The sequence below is a fragment of the Halorubrum sp. Atlit-8R genome, assembly GCF_003666025.1.
Taxonomy (GTDB): Archaea; Halobacteriota; Halobacteria; order Halobacteriales; family Haloferacaceae; genus Halorubrum; species Halorubrum salinarum.
Genome location: NZ_QPLV01000003.1, coordinates 42,520 through 59,939 on the forward strand (window position 1 = coordinate 42,520; position 17,420 = coordinate 59,939).

Sequence of the window (17,420 nt, forward strand, 5' to 3'; positions counted from 1 at the left end):
GCCGCCGCGCGAGGCGAGGATACAAATCCGGGCGTCGCCTTGCGCCGGTATGGTAACCTTCCTCGCCGGGGGAACGGGCACGCCGAAGCTCCTCGACGGCGCGGCCCGGGTGTGGGAGCCCGCCGAGACGGCGGTCGTCGCCAACACCGGCGACGACGTCGAGCTGGGCGGCCACCTCGTCTGCCCGGACGTCGACACCGTGCTGTTCGCGGGCGGCGGCGTCCTCGACCGCGAGACGTGGTGGGGGATCGACGGCGACACGACCGCGACCCACGAGGAGCTCGGCCGGCTCGCCGAGGCGGCCGGACTCGAAGCGGGCCCCCGGTACCTCGACGCCGACGCGCAGACCGCGGGCCGGGAGATCGCCCGGTGGCGGCGGTTCTCGGCGGTCGCCGAGTTCATGGAGATCGGCGACCGCGACCGCGCGGTCCACCTCACGCGGACGGGCCTGCTCGACGAGGGGCACACGCTCACGGCCGCGGTCCGGACGCTCGCGGACGCCTTCGGTCTCGACGTCGACCTCCTCCCGATGTCCGACGACCCGGTCGCGACGCTGGTCCACACCGAGGCCGGCGAGACGCTCCACTTCCAGGAGTACTGGGTCGCGCGGCGCGGCGAGCCCGCGGTCGCCGACGTGGAGTTCCGGGGCGCGGACGACGCCGAGCCGACCGACGCCGTGCTGGCGGCGCTCGACGGCTCAGTCGTGATCGGCCCCTCGAACCCGGTGACGAGCATCGGACCGATGCTGGCGCTCCCCGGGTTCGAGCGCGCGCTCCGGGAGACGCCCGTCGTCGCCGTCTCGCCGTTCGTCGGCGACGAGGTGTTCTCCGGACCGGCCGCGGACCTGATGGCCGGCGTCGGTCGCGAACCCTCGACCGCGGGCGTGGCGGCGGCGTACCCGTTCGCGGACGCGTTCGTCCTCGACGACGCGGACCCGACCGAACTCGACCGACACGTCGAGCGCACCGACACCGAAATCGACGACGCGGACGACGCCGAGCGCGTCGCCCGGGCCTGCGAGCGCGCGCTGGCGGCGGTCGACGACGACGCGGCGGACGCGCCGCCGCCGCGGGAGGGCGCGGAGTGACCCGGAGCGGGAGCGAGCGGGAAGCGTCAGCCGAGGGCGATGACGACGGGAGCGGCGCGCCGGCCGACGGCGATCCGTTCCTCGTCGCCGCGAGCCTCAGCGGCGCCGCCGACGCCGCGTGGGCCCGGGCCGCGGCCCCGCACGTCGACGCCGCGCTCCTCGGCGGGGTCGCGCTCGACCCGGCCAGCCGGGCGGCCGCCCGCGACCTCGTCGCGCGCGGCCGCTCCGAGTTCCTCCCCGCCGACCCGGTCGCGTTCGTCGCCGACCAGCTCGACGCGGTCGCCGACGCGCCGGTCCGCCCCGGGGTCAACGTCCGGAGCGCGGCGCCGGGACCGGTCCGGGATGTCGCGCGCGTCTGCGCCGACCGCGGCGCCGTCTGCGAGGTCAACGCCCACTGCCGGCAGCCGGAGCTGCGCGCGGTCGGCTGCGGCGAGTCGCTGCTCCGCGAGCCGGACCGCCTCGCGCGGTACGTCGCCGCCGCGGCCGAGGCGGGCGCGACGACGAGCGTGAAGGTCCGCGCCGAGGTGCCGGGCGTCGACCTCGTCGCGGTCGCGGAGCGGGTCGCGGCCGCGGGCGCGGACTGGCTCCACGTCGACGCGATGGACTCGGAGGCGGTGATCGCGGACCTCGCGGCCGCGGTCGACGCGGCGGCGCGGGACGGCGAGACCGCGCTCGCCGACCTGACGCTCGTCGCCAACAACGGCGTCCGCGGCCGGGAGACGGTCGCCGAGTACGCGGAGCACGGCGCCGACGCGGTGAGCGTCGGGCGGCCGACCGAGGACCCGCCGGTGCTCGCGCGCGTCGCGGACGCTGTCGAGGCGTGGCGGAGCGGGGGGCTCCCGCGCGGGGCCCGCGGGCCTGAGCCCGGGCCGGGGGCGTCGCCGTGACCGACCCCGTCGACGACGCGACGCTCGCGCTCCTCGTCGAGGTGGCCGGGACGCCGAAGCCCGGGAACGTCGACCGGCGCCGCGACCTCGACGACCTGCGGTTCGAGGCGTTCCTCGGCGGCGCAGTCGGCGCGCGCCCGGGGCTCGAACGGGCCGCGAGGGGAACCGCCGGGGGCGCGGGCCCCGCGGTCGGCGACGCCTTCGAGCGCGCGGTGCGGGGGATGGCCGACCGGGCCGGGACGAACACGCAGTTCGGCTGCCTGCTGCTCCTGGTCCCGCTGGTGCGGGCGGCCGCCGACCCGGACCGGGACCTCTCGCCCGCCGGCCTCGACGCGCTCTGTCGGGCGACGACCGTCGAGGACGCGGTCGCCTTCTACCGCGCGTTCGAGGCCGTCGACGTCGCGGTCGACGACCCGCCGCCGGGCGCGGACGACCTCGACGTGCGCCGCGGGAGCGACGCGGAGCCCGCGATCCGCGACCGCGGCGCGACCCTGCGGGACGTGCTGGCGCTCTCGGCCGACCCCGCGGGCGGGGCCGACGACGGCGAGGGAGCCGGCGACCGCGCCCCCGACCGCAACGCCGCCGAGTGGACCGAGGGGTTCCCCCGGACGTTCCGCGCGGCCGAGTGGATCCTGACCGACGAGGGACCGCTCGCGGACCGGGCGGCGCGGGCGTTCCTGGGGCTGCTCGCCGCCGAGCCGGACACCCTGGTCGCGTCGACGCAGGGGGCCGAGACCGCCCGCGAGGCGAGCGAGCGGGCGAGAGCGATTCTGGAGCCTGATTCGACCGACCCGAGCGGTCCGGTGGGAGACGTTTCCGGAATCGACGCCGACGCCGTCCACGGCGCCGACCTCGACGCCGCGGAGTCGCTGGCGGACGAGTTCGTCGACGAGGGGATCAACCCCGGGACGACCGCCGACCTCACGTGCGCGGCGCTGTTCGTCGCGCTCCGGCGCGGCGCGGAGGTGGCGCCGTGAGCGACGGCGGTCGGAGGGGTCGGGACGGCGTCGCCCCCGACGGCTGGCCGGTCGCGCTCCGCGGGGTCACCGAGTCCGTGGTGACGACGCTGGGGCCGAACGACCGGTGGAACGTCGCGGCGCTGGGGCTCCACGCGCCCGAGACCGGCGCGGACGGCGAGCCCGACGGGCCCGTCATCGCGCGCACCTACGGGCGCACCCGCACGTGGCGGAACTTCAGCGAGCGCGGCGGCGGCGTGGTCCAGTTCACGGTCGACCCGCGGACGTTCGTCGACGCGGCGCTCACGGTCCGCGAGGCCGACGACCCCGTCCTCCCGAGCGCCGACGCGTGGGTCGAGGTCGAGGCCGAGGCGGTCGCGGCCGAGAGCGAGGGCGACACGACGGTACGGACCTGGGAGCTGTCGCCGGTCGAGTCGGCGGTCGTGAGCGAGCGCGTGCCGACGGTGAACCGCGGGTTCGGCGCGGTCGTCGACGCCACGGTGGCCGCCTCGCGGCTCGACGTGCCGGCGTTCGACACCGGCGAACTGCTCGACCGCCTCCGGTACTTCGCCGACGTGGTCGAGCGCTGCGGCGGGCCCGCCGAGCGCGAGGCGTTCGCGCGGATCGACGAGGCGACCGGGTGGCGCGAGCGCGCCGGCGAATCGTAAGGAACCCGCCGCGACTCCGGCTCGCGGCCGCTCGCGGCGGAACGAACCCTTTTAGTTCGCCCCTCCGGTACCGCTCGGTATGGCCATCAAACCCAAGTACATCAAACAGCTCGGGAACGCCCTCCTGGAGCGGTATCCCGACTCGTTCAACACGGACTTCGAGACGAACAAGGAGAGCGTCACGGCGCTGACGACCGTCGAGTCGAAGGGCGTCCGCAACCGCATCGCCGGCTACGTCACCCAGAAGAAGTCGCAGGCCGCGCAGAACGCGTAACCGCTCGGTTCGACTCGCACTGATTCTGCGACCCGTCGCGCCGCCCCACAGCTTAAGCCCGGAGCCGCGGCCATCCCGCCTCGATGGACGCGCTCGTGCGGCCGGTGGTCGACCCGACGTTCGCGGCGGGCGCGCTCGCGTTCCTGCTCGGCGGCGTCGCGCTCGGGACCGCGAGCGGGCTGGTGCCGGGGCTCCACGCCAACAACTTCGCGCTGCTCCTCGCCGGCCTCGCCCCGTCGGTGCCGGCCGACCCGCTGTTCGTCGGCGTCGCGATGCTCGGCGCCGGCGTCGTCCACTCGTTCCTCGACATCGTCCCCGCGCTCGCGCTCGGCGTGCCCGACGCCGCGACCGCGGTGGCGGCGCTGCCCGGCCACAGGCTGGTGATCGCGGGGCGGGGTCGGGAGGCGGTCCGGCTCTCCGCGCTCGGCTCCGGGCTGGCGGTCGCGCTCGCGGTGCCGCTGGCGGTCCCGGTCACGTGGCTGATGGTGCGGTGGTACCCGGCGCTGCGCGCGCACCTGCCGCTGCTGCTCGGGGGCGTCGTCGCGCTGCTCGTCCTCACCGAGTCGTCGCGACGGGCGGCGGTCGGCGGGGTCGTCGCCTTCCTCGCGAGCGCCGCGCTCGGGTTCGCGACGCTCGACGCCGACCCCGCCGCGCCGCTGTCGACCGGCGGGGTCCTCGCGCCGCTGTTCGCCGGGCTCTTCGGCGTCCCGGTCCTCGTGGAGGCGCTCGGCGGCGAGGGGGTCCCGCCGCAGGCGGACCCGCGGATCGCGATGCGAGCGCGCGACCTCGGCACGAGCGCGGGGGCGGGGTCGCTCGCCGGCGCGGTGGTGGGGTACGTCCCGGGCGTGTCGGCCGCCATCGCCGCCGTGGCCGCGATGCCCGCGGTGCCGCGCGCGTCGGCGGACCGCGGGTTCGTCGTGGCGACGAGCGGCGCGAACACGGCGAACACCGTCTTCGCGCTGTTCGCGCTGGTTGCGCTCGGGACGCCGCGCACGGGCGTGACCGTCGCGATCGATCGGGCCGGCGTGCCGTTCGCGCTGCCGATGCTTCTCGTCGCCGCCGCGACCGCCGCGTGCTTCGGGTTCGCGCTCGTCGTGCTCGTCGGCGACCCGTACCTCCGGGTCGTCGGCAACGCCGACTACACCCGGCTCTCGGTCGGCGTGTTGGGACTGCTCGCGGCCGTCTCGTACGCGTTCGCCGGCGCGTACGGCGTCGGCGTTCTCCTCGTCGCCGGGGCGTTGGGACTCGTGCCGCCGCGGGTCGGCGCCCGGCGTGTCCACCTGATGGGCGTCCTCATCGGCCCGCTGATCGTCGGGTGACGGCCCCGTTCGGTCTCCGCGACCCGCAGACCCGCCTTCCGCCGAGAGGGACGGTACCGGTCCGCACGGTCCGTTCCGGCGAAAAGAACAACGGTTAAAAGTCGCCGCCGGTGAGTACGTGTATGAGCCAGAGCGACTCTCAATCGACTCCGCAGTGCGTCTCCTGTGGAATTCAGGTGTCCGGCATGAACGCCGCGCAGTTCTCCTGTCCGGACTGCGGCGCCACCATCTACCGGTGCGCCAAGTGCCGGAAGCAGAGCAACCTCTACGAGTGCCACGACTGCGGGTTCCGGGGGCCGTAAGATGGGCGACGTCGCCGCCAAGATCAAGGTCATGCCGAACAGCCCCGAAGTCGACCTCGACGACCTCCAGGACCGCCTGGAGGAGGAGCTCCCCGAGGGCGCGAAGATCCGCGGCTTCGAGCGCGACGACGTCGCGTTCGGGCTGGTCGCGCTCCTCCCGACCGTCATCGTCCCCGACGGCGCGGGCGGCACCGAGGCCGTCGAAGAGGCGTTCTCGCAGGTCGAGGACGTCGAGTCCGTCACGGTCGAGAACGTCGGTCGCCTGTAAGGCCCCGACCCGTCCGCCGCGAGCGCCGGCACCGGCGTTCGCGGTTCGATTCTGCGGCTCCGCTCGTTTCGGAAAGCGGCCGCTCCGCGGTTCGCGTTCGGCGCGTCGGCGAGCGCCGCCGCGGTCGGCCTATCGGCCCGACTCGTAGAACTCCTCGCGGTACACGCGCCCGAAGGCGTTGCGCCGGAGGGTGCTGGCGGCCGCGTCCGGCTCCTCCTGGTACGTCGCCGCGATCACCGCGTCCGCGAATGGGATCGGGTGCCAGACGACGTTGTCGACGTTGTCGGAGCCGATCTGCGTCACGGCCGCGTCGTCGAACTCGCTGTCCGCGAGCCACGCGTCGAACTCGTCGCGGTCGCCGACGTGGACCGCGAGCAGCTCGGCGAACGTCGCGTCGCGGGCGGTCCGGATCACCTCGGGCGTGACGCGCTCGTCGTACTCGTCGGCGTCGAACGACATCGCCTTGGTCGCCTCGCGGACGACGACCTGCGCGACGGGGCCGACCTCCTCGTACCGTTCGAGCGCCTCGGCGCGCGTCTCGGGGGCGAACGTGCCTCTGGTCTCCATACGCGCGGTTGGCCGGGGGCGGGGAAGGGCGTTCCGCTACGCGTCGCTTTCGTCGTCGGTCGAGGGGTGGTCGTCCTCGTCGGCCGCGGCCTTCCGGGTCATCTCGCGGGCCTCGCGCAGCGCCTCGGCGACCTCGGGGTCGTCGACCTGCTCGGGGGCGGGAACGCCGGCGTCCGCGGGGGCGCCGTGTTCGTGGCCGGCGTGATCGTGGCCGGCGTGACCGTGACCCGACGCACTCCCGCCCGACCCCATCCCGACGTCCGGGCGCCCGCGGGGGACCGTGTCCTCGAACACCTCGTCGTACTCGGCGTCCTCGGCGTGCGGGGTCACCTCGGCGGCGAGTTCGGCCGGTTCCCGGTCGCTCCAGTCGTCGACGCGCTCGTCGAGCCACGACTCGTGGTCGCCGCCGTGGAGCATCGCCGTGAACGCGAGGTGGTGCGCGAGGTGTTCGCCGTCGCGCTGCGGCGTGTCGCAGACGGGGCACGCGTATCCCATTACGCGTCCGCGTTACCGCGTGAGGCGTAAATCGGCGTCGAAGGACGCCGGCGCCGACGGCGCTCGTTCGCGACCCTGGTGTCGGGTCACGTGGTGAACGGCGAGACCGCGACCGTCGCGGCCCCGAACCGGACGGAGTCGGACGGTCGCCGTCGGCTCGCCCGCGGGCGTCTCTCGCACCTATAACAGCAACTTTATCACTCGCACGGGGCGAAATTCGCATAAGACTACTCCGTTAGGAGGTCCAACAGTGACTGAAGCCAACACACAACCGGAGGTGAACATCGGTCTCGTCGGTCACGTCGACCACGGGAAGACGACGCTGGTACAGGCGTTGTCCGGCTCGTGGACCGACCAGCACAGCGAGGAGATGAAACGCGGTATCTCGATCCGGCTGGGGTACGCGGACGCGACGTTCCGACGCTGCCCCGGTGTCGACGAGCCCGAGTGTTACACCGTCGACGAGGAGTGCGACGACGGCTCCGAGAGCGAGCCGATACGGACGGTGTCGTTCGTCGACGCGCCGGGTCACGAGACGCTGATGGCGACGATGCTCTCGGGCGCCTCGATCATGGACGGGGCGGTCCTGGTCGTGAGCGCGACGGAGGACGTCCCGCAGGCCCAGACGGAAGAGCACCTGATGGCGCTCGATCTCATCGGGATCGAGAACATCGTCATCGCGCAGAACAAGGTCGACCTGGTCGGCCGCGACCGCGCCGTCGACAACTACGAGCAGATCCGGGAGTTCGTCGAGGGGACCGTCGCGGAGGACGCGCCGATCGTCCCCGTCTCGGCCCAGCAGGAGGTCAACCTCGACCTCCTCATCGACGCCATCGAGTCCGAGATCCCGACGCCGGAGCGCGACCCGGGCGAGAGCGCCCGGATGTACGCGGCCCGCTCGTTCGACATCAACCGACCGGGCGCGAGCGCCGAGGACCTCAAGGGCGGCGTCGTCGGCGGCTCGCTCGTCAGCGGCGAGCTGTCCGTCGGCGACGGCTTAGAGATCCGGCCGGGCCGCGAGGTCGACGAGGAGGGACAGACCGAGTGGCGACCGCTGGAGACGACCGTCCGGTCGCTCCAGGCCGGTAACCGCGACGTCGACACCGCCCACCCCGGCGGCCTCCTCGGCGTCGGCACCGGGCTCGACCCCAGCCTGACGAAGGGCGACGCCCTCGCCGGGCAGGTCGCCGGCGAGCCGGGGACGCTCCCGCCGACCCGCGAGGAGTTCGAGATGACGGTCGACCTCCTCGACCGCGTCGTCGGCAAGGAGGACGACGAGAGCGGCGAGAGCGACATCGAGGAGATCAGCACCGGCGAGCCGCTGATGCTCACGGTCGGCACGGCGACGACGGTCGGCGCCGTCACGAGCGCGCGAGACGGCGAGTGCGAGGTGAGCCTCAAGCGCCCCGTCTGCGCCGAGTCGGGCGCCCAGATCGCGATCAACCGGCGCGTCGGCGCGCGCTGGCGACTCATCGGCGTCGGGACGCTGGCGTAGCGTGGCCGACGACGCCCGCGCGGACGGTCCGGAGACCTCGGCCGCGGGCGACGCCCGAACCGAGGCCCTCGGCGGCGCGCCCGTCGTCGCGCTCGACACGAGCGCGCTGATGGCGCCGGTCGAGGCCGACCTCCGGCTGTTCGAGGAGCTGGACCGGGTCCTCGGCGGCTACGAGGCCGTGGTGCCGACGGCGGTGCTCGCGGAGCTCGACGGCCTCCAGGGCGGCAACGGCGCGGAGGCGACCGCCGCGAGCGTCGGGGCGGACCTCGCGGAGCGGGCGGAGGCGGTGGAAACTGACGAATCGTACGCCGACGACGCGCTCGTCGCCCTGGCCGCGGCCGGCCGGGTCGACGCCGTCGTCACGGTCGACGGACCCCTCGCGAACCGGGTGCTGGCCGCGGACGCACCAGTAATCGGTTTAAGGGGTCGGAACACACTGGCGATAACGGAACCCTAGCGGCCGCGGACAACCAACAACATGTACAAACGAGTTCGACTCAAGGACACGGTCGAGGTCCCGCCGAAGCACCTGGCGGACGTCACCGACGAGCGGGTGAAGGCCCTGCTCCAAGACAAGCTGGAAGGACGGATGGACGAGGACGTCGGCAGCGTCGTGAGCGTCATCGAGGTTCACGACATCGGCGAGGGCGCGGTGTTACACAACCGCCCCGGCGTCTACTACGAGGCGGAGTTCGACGCGCTCACCTACGACCCCGACATGCAGGAGGTCGCCGACGGCACCGTCGTGGAGACGGTCGAGTTCGGCGCCTTCGTCGGGATCGGCCCGGTGGACGGGCTGCTCCACGTCTCGCAGATCACCGACGAGTACCTCACGTTCGACGGCGCGAACCAGCAGCTCGCCTCGTCGGACTCCGACAAGACGCTCGGCGTCGACGACGCCGTCCGCGTCCGCGTCGTGACGAAGAGCATCGACGAGCGCAACCCCCGCGACTCGAAGATCGGGCTCACCGCGAAACAGCCCGGCCTCGGCAAACACGAGTGGCTGGAGGGCCAGCGGAAACACCGCGAACAGACCGGTGAGGAGGCCGACTGATGGCCGAGGACCGCCTGGCGTGCCGGGAGTGCCACCACGTCAACGACCCGGACGCCCAGACCTGCGCGCTCTGCGGGTCCTCGTCGCTGACGGAGGACTGGGCGGGCTACGTCATCGTCACCGACCCCGCGGACAGCCAGATCGCGGAGGAGATGAACGTCTCCGACGCGGGCGCGTACGCGCTGAAGGTCCGGTAACCACCCGCTCCGAGGCCGACGGCCGATGAGCGACGCATCCGACCCGCTTCTCACGCTGCCCGAATCGCTGCGCGACGCGTTCAAGGAGCCGCTGGGCCCGGTGACGACGGACGCGGACGCCCTCCTTGCGGCCGCCGACGAGACCCGCGAGCGACACGCCTCGCCCGCGGAGGGGCCCCCGCGGCTGATCGCGGTCGGCGACGTTGTCACCTATCACCTCCGCGAGGCGGGCCGCGTCCCGGACGCCGCGCTGGTCGACGGGAAGACGGAGCGCGAGGCGGTCCGCGAGGAGATAGCGACCGCGCTCGCGGCGACGGACGAGCGGCGGGTTCCCGTCGAGAATCCGGCCGCTGCGCTGTCGGCGGCGCTGCTCGACGCGCTCGCCGAGGCGCTCGCGGCCGACGAGCCGGTGACGATCGAGGTGACCGGCGAGGAGGACCTGGCGGCGCTGCCGGCGATGCTCGCGGCGCCGCTCGGGTCGACCGTCGTCTACGGCCAGCCCGGCGAGGGGATGGTCCGCGTCGCGGTCACGCCCGAGACGCGGCGGCGGGCCCGGGAGCTGTTCGAGGGCCTGGCGGGCGACGTCGCGGCCGCGTACGATATCCTCGACGTCGACCCGGACGGGTTCGACGGCACCGACGCGGCGTGAGTCCGAGCCGGCCGGTCGGCGTCACTCGCGGTCGACGACGACGGAGGCCCCGAGGACGGCGAGCCCGGCGGCCAGCGCGACGGCGGTCACCAGCCGCGGCGTGACCGGGACCGTCGAGACCGAGAGGTACGGCTCGACGCCGTTGCGCCGGAGCCCGGCGAGCGCCTCGACGCCCCAGTGACCGCTCGCCAGCAGCGTGAGGCCGACGCCGACCCCGAGCCCGCCGGTGACGAAGCCGATCCCCGTGAGCGCGTCCTCGACCGCGAGGAACGACCAGACCGCGTCGTCCGTGGGTTCGGGACCGCGCGCGAGGCGCCGCTGGAGCGCGACCAGGCCGAGGCCGGCCCCGCCGGCCGCGACGGTGCCGGCCAACGCGACGGCCGCGACGCCGAGGGGGGTCGCGGCCGGCGGGCCGGAGAAGTTCGCCTCCCGGACGGCCGCGGGCAGGGTCGCGACGAGGGGGGCGGCGAGCGAGCCGAGGAGCGCCAGCGCGCCGCAGATCCGGGCCTTCCGAAGGGGCGACATCGGGACGATGATGTTGGCCGACCTGGTGAGTTCGTACTCGGAGCGCTCGGTCGGGTCGAATCGGGCGTCGTCTGGCATTCGCGTGCTAACGAAACCCACGGCCCGGAGGACTGAAATCCTGACGCCGAACGGGGCGCTCGGTCGACGGTCGGCCGGGAGTTCGACGGCGACACCCCCGCTTCGAAATCCTTTTACAGCTTTCGAGGGGATATACGCCCAACTGAACCATGGACGTCGATATCATCTCCGAGGAGGAGAACCCGATGCTGCACCGCACGGACATCCGTTTCGAGACGACCCACGAGGAGGCCACCCCCTCGCGGCTGTCGGTCCGCGACTCGCTGGCCGCCAAGCTCGACAAGGACTCCGAGGAGGTCGTCGTCCACGAGCTCGACACGAAGTTCGGCATGCGCAAGACGATCGGCTACGCGAAGGTGTACGACTCCGCGGCCGACGCCCTGGAGGTCGAACAGGACCACATGCTCGAACGCAACAAGATCGGCGGCGAAGAGGCGGACGCCGAGGAAGCGTAACCCCGCCGGATGCGCGTTCTCGGCATCGAGGGTACCGCGTGGTGCGCGAGCGCCGCGCTGTACGACGCCGAGACCGACTCAGTTCTCATCGAGTCCGACCCCTACGAGCCCGACAGCGGCGGCATTCACCCGCGCGAGGCCGCCGAGCACATGTCGGAGGCGATCCCCGAGGTCGTCGACCGGGTGTTGACCGCGGCCGAGGCGGAACACGGACCGGACGCGATTGACGCCGTCGCCTTCTCTCGCGGCCCCGGGCTCGGCCCCTGCCTCCGGATCGTCGGGACCGCCGCGCGGTCGCTCGCCGGGACGCTCGGCGTGCCCCTCGTCGGCGTCAATCACATGGTGGCGCACCTGGAGATCGGTCGGCACCGCTCCGGGTTCGACAACCCCGTCTGTCTGAACGCCTCGGGCGCGAACGCGCACCTGCTCGGCTACCACGACGGGCGGTACCGGGTGCTCGGCGAGACGATGGACGCCGGCGTCGGCAACGCGATCGACAAGTTCACGCGCCACGTCGGCTGGAGCCATCCCGGCGGCCCGAAGGTCGAGGCGGCGGCCGCCGAGTTCGCCGAAGACGGTGACGACTCAGCGCCCGACCTCCTCGACCTGCCGTACGTCGTCAAGGGGATGGACTTCTCGTTTTCGGGGATCAGCTCGGCCGCCAACGCCGCCGCCGACGACGGGGTCCCGGTCGAGGAGATCTGCTTTTCGCTCCAGGAGCACGTGTTCGCGATGCTCACCGAGGTGTCCGAGCGCGCGCTGTCGCTGACCGGCGCCGACGAGCTCGTGCTGGGCGGCGGCGTCGCCCAGAACGACCGCCTCCGCGAGATGCTGGCTGCGATGTGCGAGGCGCGCGGCGCCGACTTCCACGCGCCCGAGCCCCGCTTCCTCCGCGACAACGCGGGGATGATCGCCGTTTTGGGCGCGAAGATGGCGGCCGCGGGTGACACGATTCCGGTCCCGGAGTCCGCGGTCGACCCGAACTTCCGACCGGACCAGGTGCCGGTGACGTGGCGGGACGGGGAGTCGGTCGCGCGGGGAGCCGCGGGCGGCGCGTCGGCCGGGACGGCGCGCGACCCGGACGCGGACCGCCGCGGCGCGGAGGCGACGGTGACGGTCGGGGGGGCTGGCGACGACCGCCGGGTGGTCAAGCGGCGGGTCGAGAAGTCGTACCGGCACCCCGAGCTCGACCGGACGCTCAGGCGCGACCGGACGGTCGCGGAGGCGCGGCTGACGAGCGAGGCTCGCCGCGCGGGCGTCCCGACGCCGCTCGTGTACGACGTCGACCTCGCGGACGCGACGCTGACGCTCCAGTACGTCGGCGAGCGCGACCTCGCGACCGCGCTCGGCGAGCGCTCGACCGAGGCGGTCGGTCGCCACCTCGCCCGGCTCCACGGCGCGGGGATCGTCCACGGCGACCCGACGACGCGGAACGTACGCGTGTCGCCCGACGAGGCTGGGGGCGCGGCCGCGGACGGCGAGCCCGCCCCGGTGCCGTCGACGTACCTCATCGACTTCGGGCTCGGCTTCCACACCGGCCACGTCGAGGACCACGCGATGGACCTCCACGTGTTCGAGGGGTCGATCCGGGCGACCGCGACCGATCCCGACCCCCTGATAGCGGCGTTCGAGGCGGGGTACGAGGCGGTCGGCGACGGCGAGGTCCTCGACCGGCTCCGGGACGTGGCGGACCGCGGCCGCTACCGCTGACGGCGCGGCTCGCCCGCCCGCCGCCGGCCGCCCCGTCGCGGCCGGCGATCGATGGCGCCACGATTTATAGTGCCAGCGGACAGACGGAGTGGTATGGGAGACAAACCGTCGTCGGGAGAGATTCTCGGTATTCCGTACAACTTCGAGCGTCCGAGCCTCGGGCGCCTGCTGTCGTCGTACTGGCAGCCCGGCAAGGGGATGCTCGTCGAGAAGCCGTTCGGCATCGGCTACACCCTGAACCTCGCCAACTGGCGCTCGTGGATCGTCCTCGCGGTCGCCGGCGGGCTCTACTACCAGCAACAGTCGGCCGGCGTCGACGCGTCCGGCGGGTCTGACGAGGACGCCGCGGACGACGGCGACGGGCCGGTCGAAGTGATCGTCGACGACGACTGAGGCCGACCGCGGTCCCCGACCGTGCGGCGTGGTACCGCGATCGGCGGTTTTCACCGTTGATTCCGCATCGGTTTCATTTAAATATCAGAAGGACGGTGTTACGGTAATGAAAGTCCAGTTCGAGTGCTCGTGTTCGGAGGAGATCTCCGAGTTCACCCGCGGCGAGGCCAGCCGCGGCGTCCACGTCGAGTGCGGGAACTGCGGCGCCGTCTACGCAGTGACGATCACCGAACTGGAGTAGCGGGCGGCGCCGCGGACTCGAACCGGAGCCGGACCGTGGTCCCGTCGTCCGTCGCGTCGAACCGGACGGTGCCGCCCTGCGTCTCGCACATCCACTTGACGAGCCACAGGCCGATGCTGCTCGCGTGCGAGAGCGGCGTCTCCTCTTCGGCCTGTAACACCGCGCGCTCGTCCGGAGGGATCCCCGGGCCGTTGTCGGTCACCTCCAGACAGGTGGTCGTTCCGTTCTCGCGGATCGTGGCCGCGACGCGGCGCGTCGCCCCGTCGTTGTGGGTGACCGCGTTCTCGAACACCTCGCGGATCGGGAACGCGACCGAGTCGTCGGCGCGGATCCACGCCTCGGAGGGCGTCTCGACGGTGACGGCGGCGCCGTCGGCGTCGACGACCTCGACCGCCTCGTGGACCGCGTCGACGAGGTCGACGCGGCCGTCCGGCGGCTCGGACGAGGCGTCCTCGACGACCCGGAGCTTCTCGCTGATCTCGACGACGTCGTCGGTCGTCTGTCGGATCGTCTCCAGGCACTCCCGGCTCCGCTCGTCGTCGATCCGGTCGGCGAGCAGATCGGTGTACCCCTGGATCACGTTGAGGTCGTTGCGCACGTTGTGTCGGAACACGCGGCTCAGCACCTGTAGCTGCTGGTTGGAGGTTTCGAGGTCCCGGCGGGCGGTCTCCGCCCGGCGGCGGTGGTGCGTGACCGCGCCGTACAGGAGGCCGCCGGACCCGACGACGAGCAGCAGGTCGCCGACGAGGCGCGTCGGCGTCCAGCCGGCGACGGATCCGGCCGCGGACGCGGTCGCGAGGTCGACCGCGACCGCGAACGCCGCCGCGACGCAGAGGTACGCCGCCGTGAGCGCCGTCGCCGACCGCCCGTAGAGTAGTTCCGGATTATATTTCATTTATATTTAATTTTACCCCCAGTGAATTTTCTTCGTACGAAACACCTTGACGGCCGACGGCTTAAGCTTTGACCGGCCGGTAAGCCGGTCACCACGACGCGCAGTCGGCACAGACGAAGGCGTCCGCCTCACGCCAGCGGCGCTCGACCCGCTCGCCGCACCGGTCGCACTCGGTGCCGTCCGCGTGCCACGTCGAGGTGGCGACGGCGGGGTCGACGTCGGACCGATCGTCGACGTCGGGTGCGTCCGCAGCGTCGACCGCGTCGTCAGCGTCGGCCGGGTCCTCCTCGGGGTCGCTCTCCGCGTCGTCGGTCCCGGATTCCGCGGACTCGTCGGCGTCGCCGTCCGCCGCGGCGAAGTCGTCGAGCGAGCGGTCCTCGGCCATCTACGCCTCCCGTCGGAGCCGGTCGACGACGTAGTCGCGCTCCAGTTCGCCGAGGAACTCGCCGAGCCGCGGCCCCTGCGTGTCGTCGAAGAAGAGGCGGTAGCCCGCCGCGAAGAAGTCGCTGACCTCGACGCCGTGGTCGCGCGCGGTCTCGTACATCGCTCCCTGGATCTCCTCGCCGTCGTGGCCGGCCGCGACGAAGTCGGCGAGGTCGTCGAGCGCGGCCGCCACGTCCTCGTCGAACTCGACCGCGGGGAGGTCGGTCTGGAGCCGGTAGTCGTACTCGTTGCCGGTCCGTTCGGCCCAGTTTCGCGCCTGCTCCACGCGGGCGAGCGCGGCGTCGACCGCGTCGTCGTCGGCGTCGTCCGGGATGTGCCCCTCGTCGCGGGCGAGGCGCTCGCGGAAGTCCGGGTCGTCGACCATCCCGAGGACGGCCGCGAAGGTGTACGGGAGCCGGATCGGCCGCTCCGTCGGCGGGTCGTCGGGTCGCCCGACGACGAACGGATAGGCGCGCTCGGCGAAGGCGGTGAGGTCCTCGTCGTCCACCTCGCCGAAGTAGGCGCGCTCGAACCGGTCGAACCGGTCGACCAGCTGGTCGAGCCGCTCGACGTCGAGGTCGCGGGCCTTCTTCGGGTGGAGCGCGAAGAAGAACCGGAGCACCTCGGGCTCGATCAGGTCGAGCAGCTCCTGGACCGTGACGACGTTCCCCTCCGAGGAGGAGAACGCCTCGCCGTTGAGCGTGAACCACTCGTACACCATCGGTACGGGCGGCTCCTCGCCGAAGACGTTCCGCGCGACGTCGACGCCGGAGGGCCACGACCCCTCCGCGTGGTCCTTCCCGAACGGCTCGAAGTCGACGCCGAGGACGCCCCACTGGGCGGGCCACTCCAGCCGCCACGGGAGCTTCCCCTCGCGGAACGTCGCGGTGCCCTCGTGGCCACAGCCCTCGATGGTGTTGCCGCCGGCGTCCATGTCGGTACAGACGTACTCGACGGTCTCGCGTTCGAGGTCGATCCCCGTCACCGTCTCCGTGACCTTCCCGCACGCCTCGCAGACGGGGTTGAACGGGACGTACTCGTCGTCGACCTTGTCCTGGTACGGCGAGAGCACCTCGCGGACCCGCTCGACATCGCCGAGGACCGTCCGGACCGCGTCGTCGAACGTCCCGTCGGCGTACAGGTCGGTGTTCGACAGCATCTCGACGGGGACGTTCAGGCGGTCGGCGTCGGCCTTCAGCAGGCCGGCGAAGTGGGCCGCGTACGACTCGGCCTCGCCGAACGGGTCCGGAATCTCAGTGTACGGCTTGCCGAGGTTGCGGCCGAGCGCGCCCGCGTCGACCTCGCCGAGCCCGACGATGTCACCGTCCGCGTTCGCCAGCTTGCGCGGCACCTTCCGCAGCGGGTCCTTGTCGTCGGAGGTGAACACCTGCCGGACCTCGCGGCCGCGGTCGCGCAGCACCTCGGCGACGAAGTAGCCGCGCATGATCTCGTTGAAATTGCCGAGGTGCGCGACGCCGGACGGGGAGACGCCCCCCTTGATCACGATCGGCTCGTCGGGGTCGCGCGCCTCGATCTCGTCGGCGACCACGTCGGCCCAGAACGCGTGGAAGGCCTCGCCGGACTCCTCCGCCGCGCCGTCGCCCTCGTCGGCGGCCCCCTCGTCGAGCGCGGCCCGCTCCGAGAGGATGTGCGGGGAGTCGTCGGGCGCGGGGCTCCCCGCGTCCGCCGCTCCGTCCGCCGCGTCGTCCGCGCTCATCGCTCCCCCGTCCAGAAGCTCGGTTCCTCGCCATCAACGGGGACCACGTCGGTCCCGGTGTGGTCGCCGTACAGCGCGGCGTCGACGACGGCGCTCGGGTCGGTGCCGTCGAGCACGATCGACCGGATGCCGGCCCGGTCGATCAGCTTTGCCGCGAGCAGGTCGACGGGCGCGGAGGCGCCGGCGTCCCGGCTCATCGGGAGGACGACCTCCACGAGCTCCGCGGGCGACAGCTCCGCGTACTGGGTCGCGTCGGGGTCGGCGTTGGGGTCGGCGTCGTACACGCCGTCGGCGCTCGTGGCGTACACGAGCAGGTCGGCGTCGACGGACTCGGCGAGGGCGGCGGCGACCGCGTCGGTGGTCTGTCCCGGGGTGACGCCGCCCATCACCGCGACCTCGTCGCGGCGGAGGGCCGCGCCCGCCTCCTCGTAGTCGGTCGCGGGCGCGAGGCTCGCGCGGTCGCCGAGCGCGGCGATCAGCAGCCGGGCGTTGAGCCGGGTCGTCCCGATCCCGAGCCGGTCGAGTTCGACCTCGTTGGCCCCGATCTCGCGGGCCGTCTCGATGTACTCGCGGGCGACGCCGCCCCCGCCGACGACGACCCCGACCTCGCAGCCGTCGGCCACCAGCCGTTCGATCGCCTCGGCGTACGCGGCGACGCGCTCGGGGTCGAGGTCCGGCGCGAGCACGCTCCCGCCGACAGAAACGACGACTCTCATTGGCGACGAGTATCCCTGTCGCGGTCTTAAGGATTGCCAAGCCCGGACG

Annotated in this window: 24 protein-coding genes; 17 read left to right on the top strand and 7 right to left on the bottom strand. The window is 73.1% G+C overall.

Annotation, left to right across the window (positions count from 1 at the left end; all coding sequences use genetic code 11):
• Window positions 1–49: 49 nt before the first annotated feature.
• The 8 genes from cofD to DVK05_RS08815 all read left to right on the top strand — a co-directional run bounded on the left by cofD (window position 50) and on the right by DVK05_RS08815 (window position 5,761).
• Window positions 50–1,087, top strand: coding sequence for a 2-phospho-L-lactate transferase (cofD, locus tag DVK05_RS08780; protein ID WP_121563010.1), 1,038 nt, complete (start codon window positions 50–52; stop codon window positions 1,085–1,087).
• Window positions 1,084–1,974, top strand: coding sequence for a tRNA-dihydrouridine synthase (locus tag DVK05_RS08785; RefSeq protein WP_121563011.1), 891 nt, complete (start codon window positions 1,084–1,086; stop codon window positions 1,972–1,974). Before cofD ends, DVK05_RS08785 begins: the two co-directional genes overlap by 4 nt.
• Complete coding sequence (locus tag DVK05_RS08790) at window positions 1,971–2,951, top strand: triphosphoribosyl-dephospho-CoA synthase (RefSeq protein WP_121563012.1); 981 nt, start codon at window positions 1,971–1,973, stop codon at window positions 2,949–2,951. The genes DVK05_RS08785 and DVK05_RS08790 overlap by 4 nt, the downstream gene beginning before the upstream one ends.
• Window positions 2,948–3,598, top strand: coding sequence for a DUF447 domain-containing protein (locus tag DVK05_RS08795; RefSeq protein ID WP_121563013.1), 651 nt, complete (start codon window positions 2,948–2,950; stop codon window positions 3,596–3,598). The genes DVK05_RS08790 and DVK05_RS08795 overlap by 4 nt, the downstream gene beginning before the upstream one ends.
• A gap of 79 nt (window positions 3,599–3,677) precedes the next feature.
• Window positions 3,678–3,872: a 30S ribosomal protein S17e gene (locus tag DVK05_RS08800; protein ID WP_053770576.1), complete on the top strand. Its 195-nt coding sequence runs from the start codon at window positions 3,678–3,680 to the stop codon at window positions 3,870–3,872.
• Window positions 3,873–3,955: 83 nt separating this feature from the next.
• Window positions 3,956–5,191: a tripartite tricarboxylate transporter permease gene (locus tag DVK05_RS08805; protein WP_121563014.1), complete on the top strand. Its 1,236-nt coding sequence runs from the start codon at window positions 3,956–3,958 to the stop codon at window positions 5,189–5,191.
• A gap of 122 nt (window positions 5,192–5,313) precedes the next feature.
• Window positions 5,314–5,493, top strand: coding sequence for an HVO_2753 family zinc finger protein (locus DVK05_RS08810; RefSeq protein WP_053770574.1), 180 nt, complete (start codon window positions 5,314–5,316; stop codon window positions 5,491–5,493).
• Window position 5,494: 1 nt separating this feature from the next.
• Complete coding sequence (locus DVK05_RS08815; RefSeq protein WP_053770573.1) at window positions 5,495–5,761, top strand: elongation factor 1-beta; 267 nt, start codon at window positions 5,495–5,497, stop codon at window positions 5,759–5,761.
• Between the two features lie 129 nt (window positions 5,762–5,890).
• Here DVK05_RS08815 and DVK05_RS08820 read toward each other — a convergent pair whose 3' ends face one another.
• Entirely contained in the window at window positions 5,891–6,328 is a 438-nt protein-coding gene (locus tag DVK05_RS08820) for a DUF5809 family protein (protein ID WP_121563015.1), read from the bottom strand.
• 36 nt (window positions 6,329–6,364) lie between these two features.
• Entirely contained in the window at window positions 6,365–6,823 is a 459-nt protein-coding gene (locus DVK05_RS08825; RefSeq protein WP_121563016.1) for a DUF5810 domain-containing protein, read from the bottom strand.
• Window positions 6,824–7,073: 250 nt separating this feature from the next.
• On the opposite strand from DVK05_RS08825, the gene DVK05_RS08830 reads away from it, so the two are divergent.
• From DVK05_RS08830 to DVK05_RS08850, 5 genes are read left to right on the top strand one after another with little or no spacing between them, the layout of a single operon-like run.
• Complete coding sequence (locus tag DVK05_RS08830) at window positions 7,074–8,318, top strand: translation initiation factor IF-2 subunit gamma (RefSeq protein ID WP_121563017.1); 1,245 nt, start codon at window positions 7,074–7,076, stop codon at window positions 8,316–8,318.
• Between the two features lies 1 nt (window position 8,319).
• Complete coding sequence (locus tag DVK05_RS08835) at window positions 8,320–8,775, top strand: PIN domain-containing protein (RefSeq protein WP_121563018.1); 456 nt, start codon at window positions 8,320–8,322, stop codon at window positions 8,773–8,775.
• Window positions 8,776–8,796: 21 nt separating this feature from the next.
• A complete protein-coding gene (locus DVK05_RS08840; RefSeq protein ID WP_004597309.1) occupies window positions 8,797–9,372 on the top strand; it encodes a DNA-directed RNA polymerase in 576 nt (191 codons plus the stop codon).
• On the top strand, window positions 9,372–9,569 hold the full coding sequence (gene spt4 / locus DVK05_RS08845) for a transcription elongation factor subunit Spt4 (RefSeq protein ID WP_053770568.1): 198 nt from the start codon (window positions 9,372–9,374) through the stop codon (window positions 9,567–9,569). Before DVK05_RS08840 ends, spt4 begins: the two co-directional genes overlap by 1 nt.
• Before the next feature lie 25 nt (window positions 9,570–9,594).
• Entirely contained in the window at window positions 9,595–10,218 is a 624-nt protein-coding gene (locus DVK05_RS08850; RefSeq protein WP_121563019.1) for a GTP-dependent dephospho-CoA kinase family protein, read from the top strand.
• Window positions 10,219–10,239: 21 nt separating this feature from the next.
• On the opposite strand, the gene DVK05_RS08855 is transcribed toward DVK05_RS08850, so the two are convergent.
• A complete protein-coding gene (locus DVK05_RS08855) occupies window positions 10,240–10,821 on the bottom strand; it encodes a hypothetical protein (protein WP_121563020.1) in 582 nt (193 codons plus the stop codon).
• Between the two features lie 149 nt (window positions 10,822–10,970).
• Here DVK05_RS08855 and DVK05_RS08860 point away from each other — a divergent pair, with 149 nt between their 5' ends.
• The 4 genes from DVK05_RS08860 to DVK05_RS17695 all read left to right on the top strand — a co-directional run bounded on the left by DVK05_RS08860 (window position 10,971) and on the right by DVK05_RS17695 (window position 13,620).
• Window positions 10,971–11,276, top strand: coding sequence for a 30S ribosomal protein S24e (locus DVK05_RS08860; RefSeq protein WP_017343861.1), 306 nt, complete (start codon window positions 10,971–10,973; stop codon window positions 11,274–11,276).
• Window positions 11,277–11,285: 9 nt separating this feature from the next.
• A complete protein-coding gene (locus DVK05_RS08865) occupies window positions 11,286–12,986 on the top strand; it encodes a bifunctional N(6)-L-threonylcarbamoyladenine synthase/serine/threonine protein kinase (RefSeq protein WP_121563021.1) in 1,701 nt (566 codons plus the stop codon).
• Between the two features lie 93 nt (window positions 12,987–13,079).
• Window positions 13,080–13,379, top strand: a complete 300-nt coding sequence (locus tag DVK05_RS08870; protein ID WP_121563022.1) for a DUF5808 domain-containing protein — start codon at window positions 13,080–13,082, stop codon at window positions 13,377–13,379.
• 106 nt (window positions 13,380–13,485) lie between these two features.
• The gene (locus DVK05_RS17695; RefSeq protein ID WP_017343858.1) at window positions 13,486–13,620 is read left to right on the top strand and encodes a hypothetical protein; all 135 of its coding nucleotides are present in this window, start codon (window positions 13,486–13,488) and stop codon (window positions 13,618–13,620) included.
• Here DVK05_RS17695 and DVK05_RS08875 read toward each other — a convergent pair.
• The 4 genes from DVK05_RS08875 to pyrH all read right to left on the bottom strand — a co-directional run bounded on the left by DVK05_RS08875 (window position 13,604) and on the right by pyrH (window position 17,371).
• A complete protein-coding gene (locus tag DVK05_RS08875) occupies window positions 13,604–14,515 on the bottom strand; it encodes a sensor histidine kinase KdpD (protein ID WP_121563023.1) in 912 nt (303 codons plus the stop codon). The two genes, DVK05_RS17695 and DVK05_RS08875, sit on opposite strands and share 17 nt — an antisense overlap.
• 88 nt (window positions 14,516–14,603) lie before the next feature.
• Entirely contained in the window at window positions 14,604–14,900 is a 297-nt protein-coding gene (locus tag DVK05_RS08880) for a hypothetical protein (protein WP_121563024.1), read from the bottom strand.
• Window positions 14,901–16,655 (bottom strand): lysine--tRNA ligase, encoded by a 1,755-nt coding sequence (gene lysS, locus DVK05_RS08885; RefSeq protein ID WP_121563025.1) that lies wholly within the window; start codon window positions 16,653–16,655, stop codon window positions 14,901–14,903.
• Window positions 16,652–17,371 carry a UMP kinase gene (pyrH, locus tag DVK05_RS08890; protein ID WP_121563026.1) on the bottom strand — a complete coding sequence of 240 codons (720 nt, stop codon included), beginning with the start codon at window positions 17,369–17,371 and terminating at the stop codon, window positions 16,652–16,654. The genes lysS and pyrH overlap by 4 nt, the downstream gene beginning before the upstream one ends.
• Between the last annotated feature and the right edge of the window lie 49 nt (window positions 17,372–17,420).